Annotated in this window: 15 protein-coding genes; 4 read left to right on the top strand and 11 right to left on the bottom strand. The window is 47.0% G+C overall.

The window, feature by feature from the left end:
- Positions 1 to 25: 25 nt before the first annotated feature.
- From D082_RS09900 to D082_RS09875, 6 genes are all read right to left on the bottom strand, one after another.
- Positions 26 to 688 (bottom strand): class I SAM-dependent methyltransferase, encoded by a 663-nt coding sequence (locus D082_RS09900; RefSeq protein ID WP_028947825.1) that lies wholly within the window; start codon positions 686 to 688, stop codon positions 26 to 28.
- A gap of 18 nt (positions 689 to 706) precedes the next feature.
- Positions 707 to 1702 carry a DnaJ C-terminal domain-containing protein gene (locus D082_RS09895; protein WP_028947826.1) on the bottom strand — a complete coding sequence of 332 codons (996 nt, stop codon included), beginning with the start codon at positions 1700 to 1702 and terminating at the stop codon, positions 707 to 709.
- Between the two features lie 114 nt (positions 1703 to 1816).
- Positions 1817 to 2566: a TIGR04283 family arsenosugar biosynthesis glycosyltransferase gene (locus D082_RS09890; RefSeq protein ID WP_028947827.1), complete on the bottom strand. Its 750-nt coding sequence runs from the start codon at positions 2564 to 2566 to the stop codon at positions 1817 to 1819.
- 8 nt (positions 2567 to 2574) lie between these two features.
- A complete protein-coding gene (locus D082_RS09885) occupies positions 2575 to 3945 on the bottom strand; it encodes an aldehyde dehydrogenase family protein (protein ID WP_028947828.1) in 1371 nt (456 codons plus the stop codon).
- A 56-nt stretch (positions 3946 to 4001) separates the two neighbouring features.
- Positions 4002 to 5021 carry a 4-hydroxyphenylpyruvate dioxygenase gene (gene hppD, locus D082_RS09880; protein ID WP_028947829.1) on the bottom strand — a complete coding sequence of 340 codons (1020 nt, stop codon included), beginning with the start codon at positions 5019 to 5021 and terminating at the stop codon, positions 4002 to 4004.
- A 23-nt stretch (positions 5022 to 5044) separates the two neighbouring features.
- Positions 5045 to 5929: a methyltransferase domain-containing protein gene (locus D082_RS09875; protein WP_028947830.1), complete on the bottom strand. Its 885-nt coding sequence runs from the start codon at positions 5927 to 5929 to the stop codon at positions 5045 to 5047.
- A gap of 303 nt (positions 5930 to 6232) precedes the next feature.
- Here D082_RS09875 and pgeF point away from each other — a divergent pair, with 303 nt between their 5' ends.
- Positions 6233 to 7027, top strand: a complete 795-nt coding sequence (gene pgeF / locus D082_RS09870; RefSeq protein WP_028947831.1) for a peptidoglycan editing factor PgeF — start codon at positions 6233 to 6235, stop codon at positions 7025 to 7027.
- A 149-nt stretch (positions 7028 to 7176) separates the two neighbouring features.
- On the opposite strand, the gene remA is transcribed toward pgeF, so the two are convergent.
- Positions 7177 to 7446, bottom strand: a complete 270-nt coding sequence (remA, locus tag D082_RS09865) for an extracellular matrix/biofilm regulator RemA (RefSeq protein ID WP_028947832.1) — start codon at positions 7444 to 7446, stop codon at positions 7177 to 7179.
- 302 nt (positions 7447 to 7748) lie between these two features.
- On the opposite strand from remA, the gene D082_RS09860 reads away from it, so the two are divergent.
- From D082_RS09860 to scpB, 3 genes are read left to right on the top strand one after another with little or no spacing between them, the layout of a single operon-like run.
- Positions 7749 to 9188: a cyclic nucleotide-binding domain-containing protein gene (locus tag D082_RS09860; protein ID WP_028947833.1), complete on the top strand. Its 1440-nt coding sequence runs from the start codon at positions 7749 to 7751 to the stop codon at positions 9186 to 9188.
- Positions 9189 to 9239: 51 nt separating this feature from the next.
- The gene (locus D082_RS09855) at positions 9240 to 9554 is read left to right on the top strand and encodes a hypothetical protein (protein WP_028947834.1); all 315 of its coding nucleotides are present in this window, start codon (positions 9240 to 9242) and stop codon (positions 9552 to 9554) included.
- A 49-nt stretch (positions 9555 to 9603) separates the two neighbouring features.
- A complete protein-coding gene (gene scpB / locus D082_RS09850) occupies positions 9604 to 10092 on the top strand; it encodes an SMC-Scp complex subunit ScpB (RefSeq protein WP_028947835.1) in 489 nt (162 codons plus the stop codon).
- 82 nt (positions 10093 to 10174) lie between these two features.
- Here the strand turns inward: scpB and D082_RS09845 are convergent, their stop codons facing one another.
- The 4 genes from D082_RS09845 to D082_RS09830 form a co-directional block, all read right to left on the bottom strand.
- Entirely contained in the window at positions 10175 to 11449 is a 1275-nt protein-coding gene (locus tag D082_RS09845; protein WP_051738797.1) for a glycosyltransferase family 4 protein, read from the bottom strand.
- Positions 11450 to 11511: 62 nt separating this feature from the next.
- Positions 11512 to 12054 (bottom strand): WcaF family extracellular polysaccharide biosynthesis acetyltransferase, encoded by a 543-nt coding sequence (locus D082_RS09840; protein ID WP_028947836.1) that lies wholly within the window; start codon positions 12052 to 12054, stop codon positions 11512 to 11514.
- A 20-nt stretch (positions 12055 to 12074) separates the two neighbouring features.
- Positions 12075 to 13070, bottom strand: coding sequence for a UDP-glucose 4-epimerase GalE (gene galE, locus D082_RS09835; RefSeq protein WP_038530685.1), 996 nt, complete (start codon positions 13068 to 13070; stop codon positions 12075 to 12077).
- Complete coding sequence (locus D082_RS09830; RefSeq protein ID WP_028947838.1) at positions 13054 to 13839, bottom strand: glycosyltransferase family 2 protein; 786 nt, start codon at positions 13837 to 13839, stop codon at positions 13054 to 13056. The genes galE and D082_RS09830 overlap by 17 nt, the downstream gene beginning before the upstream one ends.
- Between the last annotated feature and the right edge of the window lie 110 nt (positions 13840 to 13949).

Here is a 13949-nt window from a genome sequence, read left to right as displayed (position 1 = left end):
TTATTACTCGGAGTTTGGATAATCGCTATCGCTTAACCGCCAACGTCATACCATCCCCCAGGGGAATCACGCTGATCCTTACCCGTTCATCCTGGGCTAGATTACGGTTAAATTGTTGCAAAACTCTAGTTTGGGGTTCTTGGGGGTCAACTTCCGCCACTTTTCCTTGCCAGAGTACATTGTCAATAACAACTAATCCTCCCCGCCGTAATAAATTCAAGCTGACTTCGTAGTAGTGGGGATAGTTTCTTTTATCGGCATCAATAAAAATCAGGTCAAATTGAGGCAATGGCTTGATCTCGGCTAATTCTTCCAATGTTGCCAGTGCCGGCCCCAACCTTAAACTAATTTTTTCTGCCACCCCAGCCCTCTGCCAATATTCCTTGGCGATCGCCGTGGCGTTGGGATCTTGGTCACAGGCAATGATTTGACCGTCGGAGGGAAGTTGTAATGCCATGGCTAGGGTACTGTATCCCCGAAAAACACCAATTTCCAGCACTCGTTTGGCCCTGGTCAAACCGATCAGCAAGGCAAGGAATTGGCCCTGTTCAGGCGTAATTTGCATGGAGGCACCGGGTAAATGGGCCGTTTCCCGTCGCAATTGTGCCAAATGCACTGACTCCTCTGCACTAATATTTTGCAGATAGGAGTAAAGACTAGGATCAAAACCGGTGATACCTTTACCCATGGTTTATTTTGTCGAATTTTAAGCCAACAAATTAGCGTATTTCTCCACTGCTTGGCGGGGATTTTCTGTCCTTTGACTGCGGATTTTCTCGTAGCATTCCCGTTCAAGGGCAGTCGGATTTTTCGGAGCAGTGATGATTAAACGCACCAATTGATCGCCCCGGCCCTGTTTGGGGCTAGGCCAACCTTTGCCCTTTAACCGTAGGGATTGACCGGATTTTACCCCTGGGGGTACTTTCATTCGCACCATGCCATCGGGGGTGGGCACATCAATGTCGGCCCCCAACACCGCTTCATCGGGGGCGATCGCCAATTCACAGACCAAATTATCCCCTTCAAATTGGAAAAAGGGATGGGGTGTTAATTGCAAGTTGAGATACAAATCCCCCCTCTGGCCGTAGGCATTAGCCATACCTTTACCTTTAACCCTGACCCGACTGCCATTTTTTGCCCCGGCAGGAATCCGCACGGTGACCATTTCTTCCCCTAAGTTGAGACGTTTTTCCACTCCCCGAAAAGCTTCTGCCAAAGTTAACTGTAGGGTTGCTTCCCGATCGCCAACGGAAGCCTGGGCATTACCAAAGCCACCAAAATCATTGAAGCCGGGGCCGCCGGTGGAATAGCTGTAGGAAGTCCTGGGGCCAGCACCGGGGGTATTGAACCGTCCCAACAGTTCATTAATAAATTCGTCAAAATTGCCATACTGGCTAAAGTCAAAGCCGCCAAAATCCACTCCCACCCCAGGGCCATAGCTACCACCGGGTTGTCCCGTCGCCCCAGCCTGTTGCCAATAGCGGCCAAATTGATCATATTTCTGCCGTTTCTCCGGATCGGAAAGCACTTCGTAGGCTTCGCTAATTTCCTTAAATTTTTCTTCCGCCGCCTTATCGCCAGGATTCTTATCGGGATGATATTTGAGCGCCAATTTACGAAACTGTTTTTTGATTTCAGCTTCTGAAGCGGTTTTGGCCACTCCTAAAATTTGGTAATAGTCTTTGAAATCCGTTGATGCCATACAAGTGTCCCTCCTGTGACCTGAAACTGCCGCCATGGAGCAAAGTCAGGAAAATCTTTTCCTAACCAGCAATGGAATTACTCAACTAGCCTAAGCTTTGCCCCACAACCTACTCTAACAAGAAGTACCGTCCCAGTTTGTCCGGTTCCCCCGATTCGGTTTTGTGCCCCGGTACCACTTAGCCAAAGTTGGGGGAGTAATGCCCAAATGATAGCCCACCACCACAGCTTGGTTAATGGCCGTAGTCCGCAGTAGTCCCAGCTTTTGCCACCGCCGTCCGGAGGTAGTTACTTTCCCCTTGGCGATCGCCACTTTTCCCCGTTGTTTTCCTAGCATTTGCATAAACTGGTAGTCTTCCATGATGGGCAAATCAGCAAACCCTCCCAACCGTTGAAAATCTCGCCGTCGGATAAACAAACCTTGATCTCCGTAGGGGAATTGGGCATAAATAGAGCGCCAAAGGATTAATTTTTCTAGCCAGCGATAGGGCCATCCCGGTAGATCAATAGCTAAGCCAAAAGCTCCGGCAATATATTCAGGGTGATCGAGAATTTGAGCAATTTGATCAAAAAAATCCCCCGGTAAAATGCTATCTAAGTGTAAAAATAACAGCCATTCACCCTGGGCTAAACTAGCACCGTAATTCATTTGGCAGGCCCTGCCTGGTCGGGGGCTAACCAAAACTTGCAAAGGTAAACAATCAGCATAGGTCTGGCATAACTCCACTGTGCTATCCCGGCTACCCCCATCAATAATTAATATTTCCAGCCGCGGATCATGATTAAATTGCCGCAAATACTGCTCAGCAATTTTTGCTTCATTAAGTACAGGAATGACAATGCTCAACTGGGGAAATTCAACCATGGGTTACTCTAGGAGAACAACTTTTTGATTAAATTCATTTTTTTGCCATAGGGAGGATAGCGTAAATTGGTCTCTCCCCAAAAAGGTCGCCTTAAAATACTTTTATAGTTGCTAAATGTGTCAAAGGTAGCTTTACCATGGTAACGGCCCATACCGCTTTCTCCTACCCCACCAAAGGGTAAGTCTGCCACAGTTAAATGGAGCAAAATATCATTGAAACAAACACTACCGGAGCTGGTAGATTGCAAAATTTGTTCCTGTTTTTGCCCATTGTTACTAAAAAAGTAAAGTGCCAAAGGTTTAGGTTTGGTGTTAATAAAATCTATTGCTTCTGATAAACTCTGATAAGTTAAAATTGGCAAAATTGGGCCAAATATTTCCCCTTGCATTAGGGGAGAATTCAAATCTGGATCGATGATTAAAGTTGGGGCAATGTAGCGATCGCCTTCGTTATGTTCTCCCCCCGTAAATACTTTGCCATGGCTTAATAGACTTACTAGTCGTGACCATTGTCGTTGGTTAACAATGCGAGTGTAGTCAGGGCTATGGGCTGGATTTTCTCCGAAAAGTGTCTTAATTGCTTGTTGTAAAGCTGGTAAAAGTTGTTCCAGGCAGGATTGCTCCACCAATAAATAATCCGGTGCCACACAGGTTTGGCCAGCATTGACTAGCTTGCCCCAAATAATGCGTTTTGCTGTTTCCTGGAGGTTGATTTCCCTATCCACCACACAGGGAGATTTACCCCCCAATTCCAATGTTACCGGGGTTAGATTGTCCGCCGCCGCCGCCATAATTAACCGACCTACCCTAGGACTGCCGGTAAAGAAAATATGGTCAAATTTTTCCTGTAGCAGTTGTTGGCTAATGGTTTCATCCCCCTCCAACACCGTTGCCCAGGACGGAGGAAATACGGACTCAATCAACTGTGCAATTACAGCACTGGTGGCTGGGGTATATTCTGATGGTTTAATTACCACACAATTTCCAGCGGCGATCGCCCCAATTAAGGGCATTAAACAAAGATAAAAAGGATAATTCCAGGGGCTAATAATTAGCACTACACCGAGGGGTTCTGGTCTTAACTGGGCGCTGGCCGGAAAAACCATTAGATTCGTGCCTACCCTTCGGGACCGGGACCATTCTTTGAGATGTTTTTGATAATAATTAATTTCCCTAATTACCCCTAAAATTTCATTCACATAGCTTTCAAAGGGCGGCTTGCCAAAATCTTGCTTAAGCGCCGTAATAATTTCCTCTTCCTGAGCTTGAATATGCCCTTTCAATTTTGTCAGGGCCATCAACCTCTCTCGCATAGATTTAGTTTTATTTTGTCGAAAAAAGTTTCTTTGCTCGACAACAATAGTTTTAGCAATATTCATAATGCTAATTATAGTTTAGTAACATACAAAAGTTATTGATAATCTAACCGAAGTTATTATGGCACTTCTAGCTGTTTTTCTAAAGCTTCCACCGCTTCATAGAGAGCTTGAAAATTTCCTTGTCCAAACCCTTCCGCCCGGTGGCGACGTTCAATAATTTCCCAAAACAGAGTACCAACTCCATAGCAAGGCTGACTAAAAATTTGCAGCAGCAATCGCTTCCCCGTATCATCTTGATCATCCAGCAAAATTTCTAAGCGCTGTAAAATATCCCAGTCTAAATTTGAATAATTAAAATAGTTGTCCTTGCGTTGCTGTTGATAATAAACAGTGGGGATTTTTAAAAAGTTTACGCCTCTTTCCTGCAGATGGGCTATAGTTTGCGTAATACTAGTAGTGGAAAAAGCAACATGTTGAATGCCAGCTCCATGGTTATTGGCTAAAAAAGTTTGAATTTGGGAACTTTTGTCGGTGGGACAATTGAGGTTAAATTGAACTTTACCATTGGCACTGGCCAGGGCTTCGCTGTAAAGACCAGAATGGGGCGTATTGATGGTAAAACTCTGTTGCACTGACCAGCCAAAAATTTGTTGATACCATTGGGAAGTTTGGCCAAATTGTTCCCCAGCAATATTCACCACCACATGGTCAATGGCAGTTAAACCAACACCATCCAACGTTTTGTTTTGATTTAGCCCAGAACGAACAGGATAAATGCTATGGCTTACATCTCCCCAGAGCAAAAAAGTTAATCCTTTTGCTTTAGTCAGGGGATGAATAGTTGGTCTAGTTTCTATTTGTAGTTCTGTTAATTGATGCTGAAAACTTTGCCAGTTATCCACCTGCCAAGCCACCTCGCCTATGCCGGGGGGATGTTTCTGGAGATAGTCGTTATATTGACTCAAACTAGATGCTGGTGCCGAAATTAGGAGAAGAATTTGCCCCTGTTGGTAAATGCCAGTAATTCCTTGGTCAGTATTAACTTTATTTAAGCAAGTGAAGCCCCATTGGTGTTGATAGCAATGGTCCGCGGTGGGATAATCGTCAACATATAAATGAAGGTAGTCGAATTCCATAATTAACCAAGAAATTGTGGACTTCAAACTAAAGGTTTTGTCCCCGTTAATAGGCCAAAGCGCACTAATCCTCTTTCATAGCCCCATTTCATTAACCGTAAGCAGAGGGCAGCATTGATAATTTTTGGCCCGGCTTGCCCCAACGCCCATAACACCTGGGGATCAAAGGCAGACTCAATCACCCGATCCCAAAAAGGTGCCACTGCCACAGACCAATCGGCAGTTTTAATTTCCCCAAAGCCACATTCTCTGGCGATCGCCTCGTAATCTGGCAGAGAAACCACATAGGGTAGGCAGTACACGTCATAAATGGCTTGGAGATGGCGACGCTCATCGGCGCTGAGGGGGCCATTGCCGGGGTCAAGGGGACGGTGACACCAGGTAGCTAAAATCAATCTGCCGCCGGGCTTGAGCACCCGCCACGCTCCTTGCAAAAATTGGGCTTTGTTGGGCATATGCTCCCCGCTTTCCAAAGACCAAACCCAGTCGAAAGAGTTGGAAGGAAATGGTAACGCCAGGGCATTGGCCACTTGAAACTGACAGATTGACCCTAACCCCAGCGCTCTGCCTCGTTCTCCGGCCCGTTCCACCTGCACGGGAGAAAGACTTACTCCCATCACCTCTGCTTGGTATTGCTGGGCCAAATACAAGCTGCTACCGCCGATGCCACAGCCCAAATCGAGAATTTTCTTCGGTTTCGGACTTTCCTGGGGCACTGCCCAGGCTAATAATTCTGTGATTAAATCAATTTGCGCCTGGCGACGATCAATCCGATAGGTGCCGTGGGGACCATAGTAGCCGTGGTGCATGTGCTCACCCCAGACATTTTCCCAGAGACCGCTGGAGTCGTCGTAGAAGTCTTTAATTTTTTCGTAAAGGTCTGTACTGACGGTGGAGGCGCTGGCCATGGTTATGGGGAGGGAAATAACAAATAGCAGATATGGGCAAGATGACAATGGGAAGAGCGGCTCCAGGGGTAAGGCCCAGCGAAAATCCTTTCGAGCACCTTGCACGCCTACATGGTAAACCATTAACCCAAAAACCTTCGGCCCAGAGTCTGAGCAATCAGTTTAAATTGGGCTATCCGGACTGGAAATGGGTCTTTGGGGCAAAATAAATTAAGGCGGTAGCAAAATTCAGAGTTGGACGAGCTAGGATCTGCTTCTGAAATTAAAGCCACTCAAACATCACAATTTTTTTGGGCTATACCGATGACAATGGGGGAAAATCTATGGGCATGGCAAACGGCGGATGGCATACCCTATCTTACGTGTACTTTGTTGGCGCCCTGGCCCCATGGTTTTTTCACTAGGGGTTTTTATCCTCGACTACCAGAAGTGCTGATTAACTATCTTGATCCCCAGGGTACGGCATTCCGGGTCAAACAGGTCCATGGGGATGTGAGCTTAACAGCAAGGGAGATTAGCCAAACTCCAGCGGCCCCAAACAGCGTTCATCCTCCGGCCGATGGCGTAATTAGTGACGCCCCCCACCAAGGAGTCTGGGTGGCCAGTGCAGATTGCACTCCAGTATTAATTGGTGATGTAATCACTAAGCGGGTGGCGGCGGTCCATGCGGGCTGGCGGGGCACCAAGGCTAAAATTGTGCCCAAAACCATCGATAAATTTTTAGCTCTGGGCAGTGAATTAAAGGATTTACGCATTGCCCTCGGGCCGGCGATCGCCGGAGAAGTGTATCAAGTCGATCCCTGGGTGGCCCTAGGGGTATCACAGAGCCTGGAGGTGGTGCAAAGACTACCCACGGAAGAACGGCAATGGGATTATTTATACACCATACCCAATCCCCCCGTATTACCCGATGGGGAACCAGAAAAATGTCGCCTTGACGTACGTCGGGTCAATCAACTGCAACTGCTGGAATTGGGACTAACCCCGGCACAGGTCGCCGTGGCCCCCCACTGTACCTTCCAAGGAGAAGAACTTTTTTTCTCCTACCGCCGTACCCACACCAAAGAAGTGCAATGGTCAGGCATTGTCAGCGGCTAAGTCTGGGCCTGGGGACAATGAAACGAGATTCCCCCAGTATTCCCAGTTTTTGGCAAGGGGTTGGGGGAAGTTAAAATTTTCCAGCCAGGCTCTGGAAGGGGCCTAGATTTGCCGAGGCAATGGCATTATGTCCTGATGCCACCCTTCCCTTATTTTTTCGCATTTTCCTTAAAATCCTTGTCCACCACAAAGCGGTTGGCCACAGTTTCCGGTTGAATGGCCGAAAGAATCACCTGGTTAGAGTCCATAATGATGACAGCCCGGGTGCGTCTGCCGTAGGTGGCATCAATTAACTGACTGCGCTCCTTGGCGTCGCTAATAATTCTTTTGATAGGAGCGGATTCTGGACTGACAATGGCAATGACCCGATTACCAGAAACAATATTGCCAAAGCCGATGTTGATAAGTTGAATTTCCATAGATTAGGGTGGATGGGAAAGAGGAGAAGAGGGGAATGATCAATCAGGTATTTATTAGAAGCAATGGTTAGCCCCCAAGAGGAAACAGTTATTTGCCATGTTAATTTAGCTAACCAAGTCCAATTATTGCCAATTTCAGCCCATCCCTTCCTTCAATTTCAGCTTTCGGGCCTTTTTCCGCGTCTATCTAGAGATAGATTGATCTGGAAAATGGGACTAAACACCGGATTTGTCGTCAATTTGCCCAGTATTTTTGCCTCTCCCCACTCCAGCGTCCCTTTGTTAGTTTTCAGATCCTCTTCATGTTCTTTTTTGCCGCTGCCATTACCAAGATTTTTGATGCCCTGGAAGCCACTACTTTAAGTTTTGGGCTGACTCAACTTTCCTTGTTGGATGTGTTCCAGATGGCCCTATCGGCCTTGGCTATTTTCTTGGTGACCCATTACTTCAACCGGGTTTTGCGGGGCATTGTTCTCCAGCGGTTTATTTACGAACAGGGCATTCGCTACATTGTTGCTAATCTGTTGAGCTATGGCCTAGGTTCCTTTCTCCTCATCGCCATGCTCCAGGCCAGCGGTGTTAACCTTTCTTCCCTGACGGTGGTGGGGGGCACCCTAGGGCTAGGCATTGGTTTGGGTTTGCAAAATGTGACTCGCAATTTTGTCAGTGGGGTGACCCTACTGGTGGAGCAAAAAGTCAAAATTGGTGACTACATCCGCTTTCAGAATATTCAGGGTTACGTGCGGGAGGTATCTACTAGGGCGGTGGTGGTGGGGCTTAAGGATGGCTCCAAGGTAATTTTACCCAGCAGTATGCTGATCGAAAATCAGGTGATTAACTATCACTACGAAACGCAAACGGTGCGTTTAACGGTGGCAGTGGGGGTGGCCTATGGCACGGATCCGGTGTTGGTGACGGAAACCCTGTTGATGTGTGCCTATAGCCAAGCCTGTGTGGTTACAACTCCCCCGGCCCAGGTTATTTTCCAGAACTTTGGTGACAATGCGTTGGAATTTGAGCTTTGGGTCTGGATTGAAGAGCGATATATGGGCCAGCATCCGGAGATTCTCAGCGCTCTACGCTACACCATTTGCTTCTACTTTAAGCGCAACGGCATTGGCATTCCCTGGCCCCAGCGGGAACTGTGGCTGAAAAATCCCGAGGCGATCGCCAAATATTTTCACCCGGATTTGGATTTGCCCACCCCGTCTGACTCGGTGCCCCAAGAACCGATCATTTCCCTTAGTAAGGTCTTAAAGTCGAGTGACTATTTCAGTAGCTTAAATGAGCTGGAAATTCGGCAGTTGGTGGAAATTGGTCAGTTGCAATCTCTGCTATCGGAGCAGGTGCTCTTTCGGGAACAGGATCCCGCCGATGGCTTTTACATTGTCATTTCTGGGTTGGTGGAAGTCTATACGGAGAAACTGGGTCGGGTACTGGCCAGTCTGGGGCCGGGGAGCTTTTTTGGGGAGCTAGCTTTGATGTTGGGCATTCCCCGCACTGCTTCAGTCAGAGCAAAGGAAAAGTCCCTTCTATTTGTGGTGAGATTTCCCCAATTCGAGCAATTGTTACAAGGTAATCCCGATTTCCGTGAAGCTATCATCAATGCTTTGGGAGAACATCAGGGGGAGTTAATGCGTCGCAAAGAAGAACTGGCAGCCAAGGGGCTCCTTGCCTTGGAGGAGGAAGATAGTAATATTATGAACTGGGTCCGTAAACGGCTCCAGCGCTTATTTGGTTGAAAATCGCCATCGCAGTGGCCACAGATTTTTTCCACTATTTTTGAGGTTATTATGGGCAATTTATCCAGCTTGAAAGGATGGGCCGCGATGGGTTTGACCTTGGCTTTTTCCTTTTTCCTTGGCCCTAATTTTTCCGCCCTGGCCAATGAACCAACCCCAGCCCAATTAGAAACGGCCGCTAAACTTGTTTGCCAAGCCTTGGGTGAGGGGAAATCCCCCGATGTGGCCAGGGATGCAGCCAGGGCTTATTTAATCAGTGAAGTGGGGAGTAGGAGTTTGCTCAATGCCGACAATGTACGCCAAAAGTTACGTCCAGAAGTGATCAAGCAATGCCCAGGCCAAGCGATGAAACTAATTGGGCGCTAGACCTTTTTGTCACTAAACAACCTCAGAACCTCAATAATTTGTCCTGCCAATGCGCCTTGCCACCACCATTGAAGCGATTCTTTACCTCCAAGCTAAACCAGTGGCGATCGCCGATTTGGTTACCATTAGTGGCCAGGAAAGGGCCTCGGTGGAAGATGCGTTAATGGAGTTGATGGAGGATTACGCTCACCGGGACAGTGCCCTGGAAATTGTGGAAACGAATCAAGGTTACAGCTTGCAATTGCGGGCTGTTTTTCAACATCTAATCCAAGATTTTGTGCCCGCTGACCTCAGCACTGCTAGCCTCCGTACCCTGGCGGCGATCGCCATCAAATCTCCCCTGGTACAAACGGAGTTAATCGAACTGCGGGGCAGTGGGGCCTACCAACAGGTGCAAGAATTGGTGGAAGCGGGTTTTATCCGTAAAAGGAAACAAACAGACGGCCGCTCCTACTGGCTGGAAATCACCGATAAGTTCCACCAATATTTTGAAATCGACCATTTACCCACGGATTTTGGTGAAACCAACCAAAAATAAGCCACAAATTGAATGCGCGATATTTGCGATTACTGGAGCTGAAAAAGCTTATTCCCTTTGGTGCCAATCGATTAATAGTCAGCTAAAACAATCTAGCACTACGAAAATCACGGGCTGTGGCGTTTTTTTGCCTTTTCAATCTGTCTTTGGCCACATTTGTAATAACTGATAGGTAGCGATTGGTTATAGTATCCAGGGTGAAGTTTGCTTCAAAGTACTTTCTACCCCTCCTACCCATGGTTTTGGCCTGGTGGGGATTATTTTTCAGCTCAAGAATAAATTCGGCCAAACCTTCTCCGTCACCGTTATTGATGGTGGCACCACACTGGGCTTCGGCAATGATTTCCCGCAGATAGGAATGGGGTGGACAAATGGCGGCGATCGTCGTTCCGGCGGCCAGGCAACCATAGAATTTACTGGGCACAACAAGGCCTTCCACCTGGGGCAAAATGGACACTAAGCTGAGATCACAGGCGGTAAGGGAAAAGGGCAACACCTCCTTGGGCTGAAAAGGCAGAAATGAGCAATTAGTCAAATTGTGGCGCTGCACAAATTCCTTACAGATAGAGGACTTGGCCCCGGCGCCAATAAAAATAAACCGTATGGCTTCTTGCTTTAAGAAGTAGGTAGCCTGCATCACAGTTTCCAGGTCATGACACCGCCCCATATTGCCGGAATACAGTACGGTAAAAACTCGGTCCAGGCCATGGCGTTGGGCAAACCAATTGTTAGTTTTTTGCCTAGGTTGGATTAGTACCCCATCGGCCCAGTTGTGGACCACCTCAATTTTGGTTGCCAGGGCCGGTTCGTGCGCGGTAAGCACCCTGGCCATGCTTTGACTAAGAACAATAATTGCCTCAGCCCTTTGCCAAGTTAAACGGTTCAACCAACGCCAGAACTTAACAATGGGGTCTTTTTCCTTCACCACCCCCAGTTGTACTGCTACGTCGGGGTAAAGGTCGTAAATCAAACAGATGTAAGGGGTCTTGTAGAGCCAAGACAAAATGTAAGCCACCACCATCAGATAGGGGGGCTCCGTGGTGACAATAATTAAATCCCCCAATCTTTCCCTTCGTCTCAGTTTAACGATCGCCCTCAAACAATACAAAAGTCCGGCGATCGCCCTCCCCCGTAGTCTTTGGGGCCAGATGCGGGAAGTGCGAGTCCGGCTGATGACCACCCCCTTGGATAACTCCACCGCTGGGGCCAGGGCTTGGTCAAAGGCGTAGCCGGGTTGCCCAGTAAAAACTTGAACTTCAAGGCGCTTTTTGGATAGTTCAACTGCAAGTTCTTCTAGTAGTTGCCCTGTAGCCGCATAGTCGGGGGGATAAAACTGACTGAGAATTGTGAGCTTCATTAATAGTTAGAGCCATTACTGAGAAAGGTAGCAATTAAACTAAACTTTCTACCACTGTGTTTTTACGTAAATTTACGTTTTCTAATGGGCTGACAGGGATTACCGGAGTAGATGGTCATGGCCTCCAAGGATTTCACCGCCACAGACCCTAAGGTTAAAACTGCACTTTCGTTTACTTGTACCCCAGGACCGATAATAGTATGGGCGCCGATCCAACTGCCCGTTGCAATATAAATTGGCTGGATAATGAGGTCAAAACTCGGCTTGCTCCAATTGTGGTTACCCGTGCAGAGGTACACCCCTTGGGAGAGACAAACATGGGACTCGATAGTTACTGGAGCAAGATTATCAATCCAACATCTTTCCCCCAGCCAAACGTAATTGCCGATGGTTAAGCGCCAGGGAAATTTGATCTTGACGTGAGGTTTAATGTTCACTCCTGTGCCAATTTGGGCGCCAAATAACCTTAGGATGGCCACTTTTAGTTGAGTGATGGGAAGCAGGGGAGTTTGTACAAAAAAATCCCCGACAAAGTGCCATAAAAGTTGTTTAATTAGCGGGGCTCCAGGGCTATAGTTTCCCTGCTGATATTGATTAAGTTGCATGGCAATAATTGACTGGAAAATTAACTGCAGTGCCAGCTCCAGGCGTGGCTAATAATTGTGTCCAAATCAATATATTGGGGATTCCAACCCAGGACGGTGCGGGCTTTTTCACTGCTCCCCACTAATACTGGGGGGTCACCGGGGCGGCGGGGGGTCAACTCAACGGGAATAGATTGGCCGGTAACCCTTTGGGCGGCATCAATCACCTGTTGCACAGAGTAGCCTTGGCCGTTGCCCAGATTGAAAATGTCACTGGTGTTGTCAGCCAATAATTTTTCTAGGCTTAGGTGATGGGCGGAAGCAAGATCTTCAACGTGGATATAATCGCGGATGCAGGTACCATCAGGGGTAGGGTAATCTTGGCCATAAATGGCAATGTGGGGACACAGACCAAGGGCAGTCATTAAAACTAGGGGAATGAGATGCGTTTCGGGTTGATGGTTTTCTCCTAATAAAGCATGGGGATGGGCTCCGGCGGCATTAAAATAACGGAGGATGATGGATTTGAGCCCATAGGCCTGGTCATAGTCCTGCAAAATTTGTTCCACCATATATTTGCTACGACCATAGGGATTAATGGGGTGTTGGGGGTGGTTCTCTGGAATGGGGATAGTGGTGGGAATACCATAGGTAGCACAGGTAGATGAAAAGACAATTTTTTTTACATCTGCTTCCACCATGGCATCGATTAAATTCAAGGTTTTGACAACGTTGTTGTAATAATATTTTTGGGGATTGGTGATAGATTCTCCCACATAGGCATAGGCGGCAAAATGAATTACAGCGGCAATATTATAGCTTTCAAAAATTGAGTTTAGTAGGAGCTTGTCGCCAATATCACCGATAATTAGTGGGACTTCTAATACTTCTTGGACTATATTTTGGTGGCCGTAGACCAAGTTATCCAACACAAGACAATCATAGCCACCATTTTTTAACTCTAAAACAGTGTGGGAACCAATGTAGCCTGCCCCTCCAGTAATAAGAATGGTAAATCGATCAAATTGTTGGTGCATTATTTTTTAATTTTTCTGCTTCAATTAAGTGAATTGCCAACAAGATTTCTGCTAGGGTTCTTTGCCATGCGTAGTACCAACCCTGCCAACCATCGAAGATACCTTGCTTGAGGATGAGGCAGTAGAGAAAAACGATGGGGGGAGCAAAAATTTTCGTTTTCCTAATTTTGTCGCTGGCACTGAGTTGGGCAAACGGGGTGTTGATTATTTTCTCCGTTTCTAGTTTCATATAGCGCTCTTGGGCCCACAACCAACGGCTTAAGGGTTTACGATCATCATGGTGAAGATAACCGGCTAATTGCTGACAAATGCCGTTTACCCTAACACGGTGACCATGGCCATCATTTTCATAAGAGGCTTGATCGACTCTATACAAAACGGTTCTTGGTGGTAGTAAAGTGCCCCGGAGTGGTTTGCCAAAAATGCAATATTTGAAGGGAACCCTATAACCATTTACCTGCGTGTTTATTGTTTGTTTTTTCACTGCTTCTATCAGACTTGCCGTAATGATGTAATCAGCATCTAAAGAGAGTACCCACTCAGTTCTAATTTTAGATAGACCATAGTTACATTGGGTGGCAAAAGAATCAAATTTTCTTTGCCATAGGATAACTTGTGGATGGGATTGTAATATTTCTAGGGTTTCATCGGTACTAAAACTATCCACCACTACAATTTCTTTAGCCCAAGTGAGGGCGGAAAGGGTACGACCAATATTAGGAGCTTCGTTATAAGTAAGAATAAGTGGGGTGATCAGAGCTAAATCCATAGCGTCAAAGGATCAGGGAAAATGGTCAGGGAAAATGGTCAGGGAATAGGGCAACGGAATGAGCAAACTTACAGCACGCCCATTTTAGCGATGCTTTCAGGTCAATTAGC

Origin of the sequence: Synechocystis sp. PCC 6714, from assembly GCF_000478825.2 — a bacterium.
Lineage (GTDB): Bacteria > Cyanobacteriota > Cyanobacteriia > Cyanobacteriales > Microcystaceae > Synechocystis.
The sequence above is the reverse complement of the archived record's forward strand: the minus strand, read 5'-3'. Positions and strand labels throughout refer to the sequence as shown.

What these genes read in the sequence shown, in the direction of transcription:
- scpB (WP_028947835.1), top strand. Translation starts at nt 9,604, where the DNA reads ATGCGCCTTGCCACCACCATTGAAGCGATTCTTTACCTCCAAGCTAAA.
- D082_RS09860 (WP_028947833.1), top strand. Translation starts at nt 7,749, where the DNA reads ATGTTCTTTTTTGCCGCTGCCATTACCAAGATTTTTGATGCCCTGGAA.
- D082_RS09830 (WP_028947838.1), bottom strand. Translation starts at nt 13,839, where the DNA reads ATGGATTTAGCTCTGATCACCCCACTTATTCTTACTTATAACGAAGCT.
- galE (WP_038530685.1), bottom strand. Translation starts at nt 13,070, where the DNA reads ATGCACCAACAATTTGATCGATTTACCATTCTTATTACTGGAGGGGCA.
- D082_RS09885 (WP_028947828.1), bottom strand. Translation starts at nt 3,945, where the DNA reads ATGAATATTGCTAAAACTATTGTTGTCGAGCAAAGAAACTTTTTTCGA.
- pgeF (WP_028947831.1), top strand. Translation starts at nt 6,233, where the DNA reads ATGACAATGGGGGAAAATCTATGGGCATGGCAAACGGCGGATGGCATA.
- hppD (WP_028947829.1), bottom strand. Translation starts at nt 5,021, where the DNA reads ATGGAATTCGACTACCTTCATTTATATGTTGACGATTATCCCACCGCG.
- D082_RS09900 (WP_028947825.1), bottom strand. Translation starts at nt 688, where the DNA reads ATGGGTAAAGGTATCACCGGTTTTGATCCTAGTCTTTACTCCTATCTG.
- D082_RS09855 (WP_028947834.1), top strand. Translation starts at nt 9,240, where the DNA reads ATGGGCAATTTATCCAGCTTGAAAGGATGGGCCGCGATGGGTTTGACC.
- D082_RS09840 (WP_028947836.1), bottom strand. Translation starts at nt 12,054, where the DNA reads ATGCAACTTAATCAATATCAGCAGGGAAACTATAGCCCTGGAGCCCCG.
- remA (WP_028947832.1), bottom strand. Translation starts at nt 7,446, where the DNA reads ATGGAAATTCAACTTATCAACATCGGCTTTGGCAATATTGTTTCTGGT.
- D082_RS09890 (WP_028947827.1), bottom strand. Translation starts at nt 2,566, where the DNA reads ATGGTTGAATTTCCCCAGTTGAGCATTGTCATTCCTGTACTTAATGAA.
- D082_RS09895 (WP_028947826.1), bottom strand. Translation starts at nt 1,702, where the DNA reads ATGGCATCAACGGATTTCAAAGACTATTACCAAATTTTAGGAGTGGCC.
- D082_RS09845 (WP_051738797.1), bottom strand. Translation starts at nt 11,449, where the DNA reads ATGAAGCTCACAATTCTCAGTCAGTTTTATCCCCCCGACTATGCGGCT.
- D082_RS09875 (WP_028947830.1), bottom strand. Translation starts at nt 5,929, where the DNA reads ATGGCCAGCGCCTCCACCGTCAGTACAGACCTTTACGAAAAAATTAAA.